1 protein-coding gene and 1 pseudogene are annotated in these 1,590 nt (G+C 59.5%); both read right to left on the bottom strand.

What is annotated here, in order from left to right:
- Window positions 1–227 precede the first annotated feature (227 nt).
- Entirely contained in the window at window positions 228–1,352 is a 1,125-nt protein-coding gene (locus tag H6718_00030) for a metal-dependent hydrolase (GenBank protein MCB9583749.1), read from the bottom strand.
- Window positions 1,237–1,548, bottom strand: a pseudogene (locus H6718_00025) (metal-dependent hydrolase). The gene H6718_00030 and the pseudogene H6718_00025 overlap by 116 nt, the downstream one beginning before the upstream one ends.
- Between the last annotated feature and the right edge of the window lie 42 nt (window positions 1,549–1,590).

Raw genomic sequence — 1,590 nt, 5'->3', positions numbered from 1 at the left:
TCCATTCTCAGCGGCATCGAAGCTCAAACAGTATACAGTGCGGGCACTGCGTGAAAGCCTCTTTCTTAACGCCGAACCTGCTAATGCCGGAGACCACCGCGTTGGCGTCTTAAAGGTGCTGCGAGTCAATCCCTGCAGGGCGCCATCCTGTCTTCTGCCGGGCTGATACCGCCAAATGAGGCGGTGTTTGGGGGGGCGGTGCTTTGAAGTGTAGGGGCGCACCCCTCTCATAATCCATCAATTTCAACTGTTGTCAAATAGCCGGTGAATTTTGCGGGTTGCCGTTCTGCTTGGCGGTTGCGGCGCTCGGTGGCTTCCAGTTGACGGGCGTTGCGGGCCTGCTCCTGGTTCTGCAGTGCGGCGATCTCTACTTGTAGTTCGTGGGCCTTAGGAAAATCCGGTAGTGGTAGTTTCTGTTTTCGCCCTTCTGCCAACTGTTGGTAGAGGGCTTCGCGGGCCACCATATCCCTTTCCCTCAGTAGTTGGGTTTCGAGTTCCGCCAAGCGCTGAGTGTGGCGGGCTGTAGCCTCTGACCGGCTGAGGTTCTCCCGCCGGAGGCTGCGGAGCTGCTCCCGCAGGACTGGAATCCGGGGGTTGGGCTCGTAGACGAATACCTCTGCCTCTATTGAATCGAACAACTCGTGGAACACGGGTTCCAGCAGGAAGCCCGATTCAAAGCGGCGTTGTTCGGAAGTAACACCGTTTGCCGTCACCAGGAAGGGGCTGTCCGCCACTACATCCAGTTTTGCGACGATGTGTTTGCCCACCAAGCGCTGGAGGCTATCTACGCCGATGCCCACGAAGCGGTGTTCCCGGAAGAAGAATTGCCGTCCCGTGTGCGTAGGCTCCACCTCCTTGACCACCAATTCCGACAGGTCCAGCACCACCAGGCTATCCCCCTGCAGCAGGACTGCCCGTGCCGGCTTCGCCTCCAGGCAATAGCCTTTTCCCGACAACTCCAGGCTCCCCTTATGCGCCCGGTACCGCACCTCCAGCAAGTCCTCCGACCGCTGAAACTCCAGGTAGAGGTGCTGCATCGTGCCGAACAGGCGGTTGTAGGACGTCCAGAACCCATGCTCGAAGAGGGGGCGGAGGAAGAGCCCCAGCGAGAGGAACAAGCAGAACATCACGGCCTCCGCCCGGAGGTCGCCCGTGCGGATGCGGTACATCACGGCCTCCGCCCGGAGGTCGCCCGTGCGGATGCGGTAGCCCGGGTTGCCGGGGATCACAAAAGGGTTATTGGTGATAGGGTAGAGTAGGGGCACCCCTTGCAGCGTCATCATGTCCAGCATCAGGTGGGAGAAGTAGGCAAAGAAGAAGACCAGCGCCAGGCTGTTGGCGCCGGTGGCCATAGCGGCGGTTGATGGTGAGGGAAAGGGGTTTCAGGAGAGTGCCGATTAAGGACTTGGGGTGGTCGATGTCGGGGAGGAGGGAGGCGGTGATGGCTACGCTGGTTTGCAGGGGGGAGGCGAAGAGGTTGACGCCGGAGAGGGAGGAGCAGATGCCGGTGAAGACGAGGCCGCCGATGATGTGGTTGGGGGTTCTCATAGTTTTTTACTTTGGTTTTGCTCTTGTTGTCAGTTTTTCAAA

This window comes from Polyangiaceae bacterium, assembly GCA_020633205.1.
Classification (GTDB): Bacteria; Myxococcota_A; Polyangia; order Polyangiales; family Polyangiaceae; genus JAHBVY01.
Note: the sequence above shows the minus strand (reverse complement) of the source record. Positions and strands in the feature narration are given on the sequence as shown.

Excerpts from the sequence above, each read along its gene's own strand:
- H6718_00030 (MCB9583749.1), bottom strand. The coding sequence starts at position 1,352 with ATGGCCACCGGCGCCAACAGCCTGGCGCTGGTCTTCTTCTTTGCCTAC.